General features: G+C 44.9%; 5 protein-coding genes. 2 read left to right on the forward strand and 3 right to left on the reverse strand.

Features of this window, described 5'->3' with window-relative positions:
- Nucleotides 1-405 (reverse strand): hypothetical protein (locus QVP40_RS05755; protein WP_330361891.1); only part of this gene is annotated, 405 nt, incomplete at its 3' end.
- 286 nt (nucleotides 406-691) lie between these two features.
- Here QVP40_RS05755 and QVP40_RS05760 point away from each other — a divergent pair.
- Nucleotides 692-1,372 (forward strand): response regulator transcription factor, encoded by a 681-nt coding sequence (locus QVP40_RS05760; RefSeq protein ID WP_022067539.1) that lies wholly within the window; start codon nucleotides 692-694, stop codon nucleotides 1,370-1,372.
- Nucleotides 1,373-1,597: 225 nt separating this feature from the next.
- Here the strand turns inward: QVP40_RS05760 and QVP40_RS05765 are convergent, their stop codons facing one another.
- Nucleotides 1,598-3,946: an ABC transporter substrate-binding protein gene (locus QVP40_RS05765; RefSeq protein ID WP_022067540.1), complete on the reverse strand. Its 2,349-nt coding sequence runs from the start codon at nucleotides 3,944-3,946 to the stop codon at nucleotides 1,598-1,600.
- A gap of 233 nt (nucleotides 3,947-4,179) precedes the next feature.
- Nucleotides 4,180-6,471: an ABC transporter substrate-binding protein gene (locus QVP40_RS05770; RefSeq protein ID WP_022067541.1), complete on the reverse strand. Its 2,292-nt coding sequence runs from the start codon at nucleotides 6,469-6,471 to the stop codon at nucleotides 4,180-4,182.
- A gap of 253 nt (nucleotides 6,472-6,724) precedes the next feature.
- Here QVP40_RS05770 and QVP40_RS05775 point away from each other — a divergent pair.
- Nucleotides 6,725-7,979: sensor histidine kinase (locus tag QVP40_RS05775; protein ID WP_288200342.1), on the forward strand; the 1,255-nt coding region annotated here is incomplete at its 3' end.

The raw sequence follows: 7,979 nt of genomic DNA on the forward strand, positions 1-7,979 counted from the left end.
AAAATGGTTCAGAAGACCCTGATCGTGAAACAGCACTTTCCACAAAAGAACTACAGAAGCCACAGGAATTGCCATTGGCAGAAGGAACATACTTTTCAGCGCCTGCATACTTTTTTTTCTTCTGGTAAGAAGAACAGCGATCATAAGAGACAGCACTACCAGAAGAGGAATACACACAAGAAAAAAACGAAGCGTATTCCCTGCCGCCAGACGAAAGGCCTGGTTCTCAAAAATTGTGCTGTAATTTTTCAGGCCTGTAAATTCTCCGCTGACTGCGCTGAAAAAAGAGCGCCTGATCACGTCCAGATACGGAATCACCCAGAACAGACACACACCGGCAAAGCTTGGAAGCAGAAATAAGAATCCCTTATATTCTCTTTTTTTTATTTTTTTTGATCCAGTCACTTTTTTGTTCTCCCCAATGATGATAAAATGTTACTGTTCTCGGAATATACTGGACAGACTTCCATCACCGAAAGTAATTTGAATCCATTTTGTCCGGCCGCTGTGAACACCATAAACAGTAACGATAAAACAAGTGTAACAGGACATTCTTTAAAAAAACTCTAAGGGGGTTTTTATTTTTAAAGGAAGTTTACAGAATACTTTGTTAGAATAACAGGATAGCATCAGACTGTAAGCATTTCTCTGCAGGCTGATGCAAATTTCCGAAACAACGAGAGGTAAACATATGAATATTTTAATGATCGAAGATGACCGGGAGCTGTGCTCTGCTGTTTCCTTCCGTCTGGAGCAGGAAGGCTTCTCTGTCACTCTCTGCCATGACGGGGAAGAAGGCCTTTATTATATGCAGGAAACACCCTATGACCTTGTGATCCTGGACCGGATGCTTCCTCATATGAACGGAATTGAAATTCTGAAGGAAGCCCGCTCCCGCCAGATCAAAACCCCGTTTATCATCCTTACGGCCCTTGGGGAGCTGAACGACCGCCTTACCGGACTGAACTGCGGAGCTGACGACTATATGGTAAAGCCCTTTGCCTTTGAAGAGCTTCTTGCCAGGATCCGCTGTCTTCTGCGCCGTCCTGCCGCCTACAATCCTGCTGCTGACGCAGTTTCTCTCGGAGACGTTACTTTTATACCGGAAACCCGCCACCTTTCCAGCGGCAAAAAGGACTGTACCCTTTCCAGCCGGGAGGGAGACCTTATGGAAGTATTTCTCCGCAATCCCGGACAGACACTTCCCCGCCAGCTTCTTCTTACAAGAGTCTGGGGACTTGACTCAGATGTGGAGGAAGGAAACCTTGACAATTATATTCATTTTCTGCGCCGGAGGCTGAAAACCGTAGAAAGCTCCCTGCAGATAAAAACTGTCCGGGGTGTGGGATACCAGCTGGAAGTTTTTCAGTAGCATATCCCCAGCCCTACTGATTTTATCTTGTCATCTGTCCGGTTTTCTCTCATATCCATTCATTTATCCATTCAATCCAATGCACATCAGAAACGGCAGTTATCTCTTTCCGGATTCCTCTTCCTGGATTCCGGCTGCAAGATAACCGCCGCTTTTTTATCTTTGTCCCCTCATCAATAAAGCTGTCTGAATATCATTTATCCAGGTCATGCAGCCGCCTGCCGGTTATTCAGACAGATACAGATTTACCTGCTGGATCGCCCCTTTTGCCGCCTCCTCAAGGCTGATCTCGCCCTCCAGATATCTGCTTCCGTTTGTGGCAACTGCATCCAGTATGATTTCATTCTGTTCTGACGGCTGAGTCAGAGTTTTTCCAAGTTCCTGAACGTATTTTGTGGTTTCCCCGTCTGCTCTTACAATGTCAAATTCTATATATTCTCCTGTCTCTGCGTTTCCTGATCCAAGAGTTCCCAGATTTCCGTTTTCATCTCCCACTGCCCAGTACTCCTCACTGTCATAAACAGCTTCATTTACCGGGAAGCCTTCACCTGTTCCAGCTTCCTGACCTTCTTTACTGAACAGAAACTCTACCAGTTTTTCCGCTGCCTCAGATTCTGCTGCTTTGGCGCTGATTCCCACTGTCTGTTTCGGAATAAAGCAGTTCTGCGCCTGTCCGTTCCAGAGACTGTGTGTCAGATTCGGGGCTTTCTGTTCTGCACTGTACAGATAGGCCAGTCCGTCCGGAGACGAAAGCTGTCCGGCTGAAAGCTTATAGTATCCTCCCATTACGCTGATCGCAGAGGCAGATATATCAGACATCATTTTTATTTCTCCAATAGAATGTACGGCAAAGCCCTGAGCTTTCAGAGCATCAAGTCCGGCTTTTCCAGTCTGATAAATACGATTTGCCTGCTCCAGATATTCTGTCACAGCCGCTTCGTCCAGAGTTCCATCCTCCTTCAGCCATGCCGGAGCATTGACATCTGCAAGCTGTCTGATAAATGCATCTGCGCCTCCCGAAAGAAGAGACATTGGCATATGCATTTCAGAGTATTCGCTCTGATATTTTTCCAGCGTATCTGCCATGGATGTAAGGTCTGTAATAGCAGTTACGTCCTCTCCCTGTCCCTGAAGCATTGGAATGCCAAATCTCACAGGCATCACATACTGGCTTCCATCCTCCTGCACATAGCTGTCACGGATATTGTCAAGAATGCCGTCCTCTCCTTCAATTTTATCAAGAATGCAGCTGATATCCTTCAGCATTCCTTTTTCCACATAGGTACCGGAAGGAATACCATCCATTACAAGAACATCCGGACCGTTTCCTGCCATGATCTCTGTATTCAGATTTTTCAGGGCATCTGTGCCTGTCATGGCATCTTCATCTGTAATTCCGATTTCCAGATTCAGATAAATATCCGGATATTTTTTCTGGAACAGAGCTGCCACCTGGCGGATATAGGTGTTATCTGTAAGAGAATAAACAGTCAGCTCTGTATCCGGCGTTGCAGGTGTATCCGGTGAATACGCATATTTCAGAATCTTTCCTGAGCTTCCCATATCTGCAGCGCTGTCCTGAACTGCCAGATAAAAGTTCCCGTCCTTGTCCCTTACCATGGAAATCGCAGAAATGTCCGGAGAAGATATCCGGTTGAGGTTTCCGTCAATCACCTGTTCTACTACACTGCCGCCAAAGGAATACCTGTACATACCTTTATCATCTGTATAAAAAATACTGTCCTCCTCGTCCCCTTTTGTAAACACTACAGGGAACGAGCTTGTACTTGTCATCTGAAGATTTGTCTCATCAGAGGCAATCTGCTCTGTAAGCGCTGCCTCATCTCCAAGAGGCTCCCCTGTTTCCAGATTATAATAGTGAAGAGTGGTATCTGTCACGGCAATCAGGCGCTTTCCAAGTACCGCAAAGCAGCCGACCGTTCCTCCCTCCTCATATTTACGGACAATACTTCCGTCTTCCAGACTGATTTCCACAAGCGCTGTTGCAAAATCATTGATAATGACCGTATTATTATCTGTGAATCTTGCATCTGTAATATATCCGCTGGAAAGCTCCTTACTGATATCCATTTTCTGATTGGTTCCGTCAGGAGAAATGTAGTAGTAGGACATTTCTTCCACATTTTCGGAAAGGGGATAAATGGTAAGAAAAATTCCCCCGTTAGCTCCCAGCTTTGGATAGGAAACCGTGTATTTTTCAGGATCGATCCCCAGAAGCTCCTCAAGATTTTTTGCCTCTCCCCAGGTTTTTCCTCCATCTGAAGAATCTGCATAAAAAGCTCCTCCACCGCTATTAAAATAGCAGACCCGAAGACTTCCGTCCTCAAGCATTGTCATATCCGCAATATCTCCGCAGCCCTCCGGAAGAGTTACATCCTCTTCCAGATATCTGCCCATTGCCACATCCTTTTTTTCTTTATCCTGTTCACCGGATTGACCTGAATCCGCGGCTTTTTCCTTTTGTTCTGAGCCGCAGCCTGCAAGTGCCGGCACAACCGCCAGAGCAAAAGCCGCTGTCAGCGCTGTTCCCTTTTTCCATATCTGATGTCGCATTTTATGTCCTCCTGTTTATTATTTGTGACTGTTCACTACGTTTCCGGTAATCTGTGAACAGTTATTTTTGTTTTGCCGCGGCCACAAAACTCAATATCCACAGTACTCTGCTTTATTAAGCGCCCCGGCATATCCTTTCACGAAATTCGTCTCAGACTTTCATCCTTATGACTATTCCGTTCTCTTATGATTTCACATCATATCAGCCTTATCTTGAAATAACCTCTAAGGATTTATTCTGCCAGGTAAAGCTTTACCTGAGACACGGCCTGCTCTACCGCTTTATCCAGATCTGTTTCCCCGTACAGATAACGTTTTCCGGCTTCCAGAACAGAATCCTGGATGATCCGGCTTCCTCCTGAGGGCATCGTAAGGGTCTTTCCTAACTTCTGTATTTCCTTTATCTGATCGTCTGCCGAATGAACTACTGTTATCATATCATGACTCTCGCCATTATAAGTCGAACTGAATCCGTATTCTATATTTCCTTCCTGTCCAAGCTCCCAGTATTCTTCACTGTCATAAACAGATTTTCTTACAGGAAATCCGGCTTCTTTGTTATTTTTCTGCTGCTCCTCGCTGAACAGAAAACTGACAAATAATTCTGCTGCCTCCTTTTCCCTTGCTTTCACACTGATCCCCATAATCATCTCCGGAGAAAAACAGTTTTCAGCCTGACCGTTTAACAGCCTGTGACTGATATCCGAATTCTGCTTTTCGATGGTAGTTAATAAGAACAGTTCTTCCAGAGAAAACAGATAGCCATAGGAGAAAAGCGCCTGCCCGTCTGCACAAGGCACCAGATATGAATTGAGGGAAGACTCCTCTCTTCGATTTTTGTCATAAATTCTTTCCATTTTTTCCGCATACTCATAGGTACTGTCCAAAGATGCGTTGCCTGCCTTCTGTCCTGCCTGATAAATCCTGTTTACCTGCTGAAAAAAATCTTTTACTTTTTCCGCATCCAGGGTTCTGTCTTTTTTCATCCATTCTGAGGCAGAAATCTCGCCAAAGAAGCGAAGCATTACTCCCGGCCATCTGGTCTGATAAGCCGGAAAAAAGGAATCTGAATATTGATTTTCGTACTTTTCCGTCATATCTGCAATTTTTTCAAGATCCACTGCATTGTCAATCTCTCCGGAACCCCCTGCCAAAATAGGAATGCCGAATCTCACAGGCATACAGTAAATACTTCCGTCCTCTTCCTCATAGGCCTTCTGAATATTCTCCAGGATCCCTGCTTTTTCCATTATTCCGCTGATATCCTCAAGCATTCCCCTCTCAATATAATTTTCTGCATCCAGATTGTCCATAAGCAACACGTCCGGCCCCTCTCCTGACATGATCTCTGTATTCAGGTTTTTCATGGCATCTGTGGCAGTAACCCCATCCTCTCCCGTCATTCCCTCCTGAACCGTTACACTGATATCCGGATATTCTTTCTGGAACAAGGAAATCATCTGCTCCATATGAGTGTCTCTTTTCAGCATATAAATATCAAGCTCTGTGCCAGGAACCGCTTCCTGTTCTTTATCATACCCGTACTTTAAAAGCATTCCTGTGGGATTATCTGAGTAGCGGTCTGAAACTGCCAGGTAAATGTTTCCATCTGCATCTGTTTCCACGTCCATCAGCTCTGTTTTTGAAGAAATCCCGGTCAGATAGCCTTCGCTTAAAAGCTGTTCCACAACAGAACCGCCCAAATTATATACGTAAATCCCTTTTTTGCTTACATAGAGAATGCCTTGCTCTCCCATTCCTGTAAATACTCTGGATGAAACAACTTCCTCTGTATTTTCCCCACTTTCCATCTGGAGATGTTCTGTAAACACTGTTTCCTCCGGAAGGGGATCTCCTGTTTTTGCACTATAATAATGTATCGTGTCATCTGCAAAAACAAGAAGCTGATTTCCTGCAATTCCAAAATCTGTAACATAGCCGCCACTTTCATAGGTTCGGATCAGTCTGCCGTCCTCCCTGCTAATCTCACATAAAAACTTATCTCCCATCAGCAGAATATTTCCCGAAGGACTGAACTGACTTTTATACACATATCCCTGTCCTTCCGGCATCAGGGTAAGATCAAACTCTTTTTTGGTTTCTTCCGCTGAAAGGTAAACTGCCAGAAAAGTATTCTCTCCTTCCAGACAATTCCAGCTGCTGAAAATCCCTCCGTCTTTGGAAAGATTCACCGTCATCGGCTCTGCTTTTTCACTTTTTCCAAATTCCTCCCACAGATCCCGGGGCGTCTCCCAGCTTTTTCCCCGATCCTTTGAATCTGCTGTTTTCAGCTTTGCCTCACTGTCCCGGTAAGCAATACGCATAGTTCCGTCTTCCAGAAAACAGATATCAATTACTGCCTTACAGTTCTCTTCAGGAAGAGAAAGCTTCTGCTCCGCATACCGTCCTTTCACTTTTTCTTTCTCTTCTGCCAGAACAATCTCACTTCCCATATTTCCGGCAATCCCTCCTGCTGACAGCATAATAGCCATCATATATACGATTCTTTTTCTCCAGTATTTCATTTCTCACCCTCCCATATAATTTCATTTTTCCTTATTTTAATATGGCAACCTCTAAACACTCTCTATTTTCAGATCAGGCTTTAATAACTTTAGAGATTATTTTAAGGATTGGGTGCAATAATCTCTGTATCTCTCGCAGTCATTTTTGTGCTATGATAGATGTAAGACCAGCTGTATTTTTCCTGTTTTCTTCTATATCCTGCGAAAAATATTTCTATGCTGTCCATAAAATCATATTATTAAGGAGGCTGTCATGTTCCGGAAACTTCACATCCATATGACACTGTTTTCTACCTTTATTACAGGAACCATTCTTGTTCTTCTGGCTTCTGCCTGCCTTATCATTACAGAAAGCAACATTCGCCAGAAGCATTATACAGTATTTACCAACAATGCCTATTCCTGTGTTTCTCATCTGGAAAGTCAGAACGTCCTGTCTCACCGATGGATCCAGCAGGCAGAAAGCAATTACGGCATAGATATGCAGATCTATGACGGAAATACCCCGCTGTTTTTTGAGCAGCTCCACGGCCAGGACAACATGCGGAAGATCTTTGATCTGGCAAAAAAAGAGTCTGCAGAAAATCACGGACTGAATCTTGACAGTGGCCAGACCTCTCAGACTCTGTCAAAGATAGTCATGTTTCAGCTTCCGGGGTATTATGCCTGCACAGCCAGGATTCCCAAAAACGGCGGCGTCCTGAATACCGTTCTTCTTTACTCTCTGGATGCACAGTCCGGGCAGATCAAAACTATAAGGATTGCTTTTCTTGTGGCAGTCATTGCCGCGGTTTCCGCGCTGGCTGTATTTTCCTGGTTCTTTACCCGAAAAATGATCCGCCCTCTGGAAAAAAGCAGGAAGGAGCAGAATGCCTTTATTGCCGCAGCTTCCCATGAGCTCCGCTCTCCGCTTACTGTGATCCAGACAAGCCTGTCTGCAGTTTCCTATGCGGATCCGGAACAGACAGAGCACTTTATTTCCATCAGCCTTGATGAATGTAAACGAATGTCCCGGCTGATCCAGGACATGCTGTCCCTTTCCAGATCAGATAACCACACCTGGGTTCTGGACTGTACCTCCTGCGAAATAGATACTCTTCTGCTGGATGTATACGAAAAATATGAACAGACTGCCCGGCATAAAAAAAAGCAGCTTCTCATTGAGCTGCCTGAAGACTCTCTCCCTGTCTGTTTCTGTGACAGCCTGAAAATTTCTCAGGCTCTGGCAATCCTTATCGACAATGCTCTTGCCTATGTACCGGAAGGAGGCATGATCCGGCTTTCTGCCAGACAGGAAGCGGCTTCCGTTTCTCTGTTTGTGGCTGATAATGGCCCCGGTATTCCTGATTCGGAAAAAGAAGCCGTATTCCAGAGATTTTACCGTTCTGACACTTCAAGAAACGATAAGCAGCATTTTGGACTTGGACTTTGCATTGCAAAAGAAATTGCACTTCTTCATCATGGAACCCTCAGTGTTTCCGACACTCCCGGCGGAGGCGCCACCTTTC

The organism is Blautia sp. CAG:257, from assembly GCF_000433815.1.
Taxonomy (GTDB): domain Bacteria; phylum Bacillota; class Clostridia; order Lachnospirales; family Lachnospiraceae; genus Blautia_A; species Blautia_A caecimuris.

Excerpts from the sequence above, each read along its gene's own strand:
- QVP40_RS05760 (WP_022067539.1), top strand. The coding sequence starts at position 692 with ATGAATATTTTAATGATCGAAGATGACCGGGAGCTGTGCTCTGCTGTT.
- QVP40_RS05765 (WP_022067540.1), bottom strand. The coding sequence starts at position 3,946 with ATGCGACATCAGATATGGAAAAAGGGAACAGCGCTGACAGCGGCTTTT.
- QVP40_RS05770 (WP_022067541.1), bottom strand. The coding sequence starts at position 6,471 with ATGAAATACTGGAGAAAAAGAATCGTATATATGATGGCTATTATGCTG.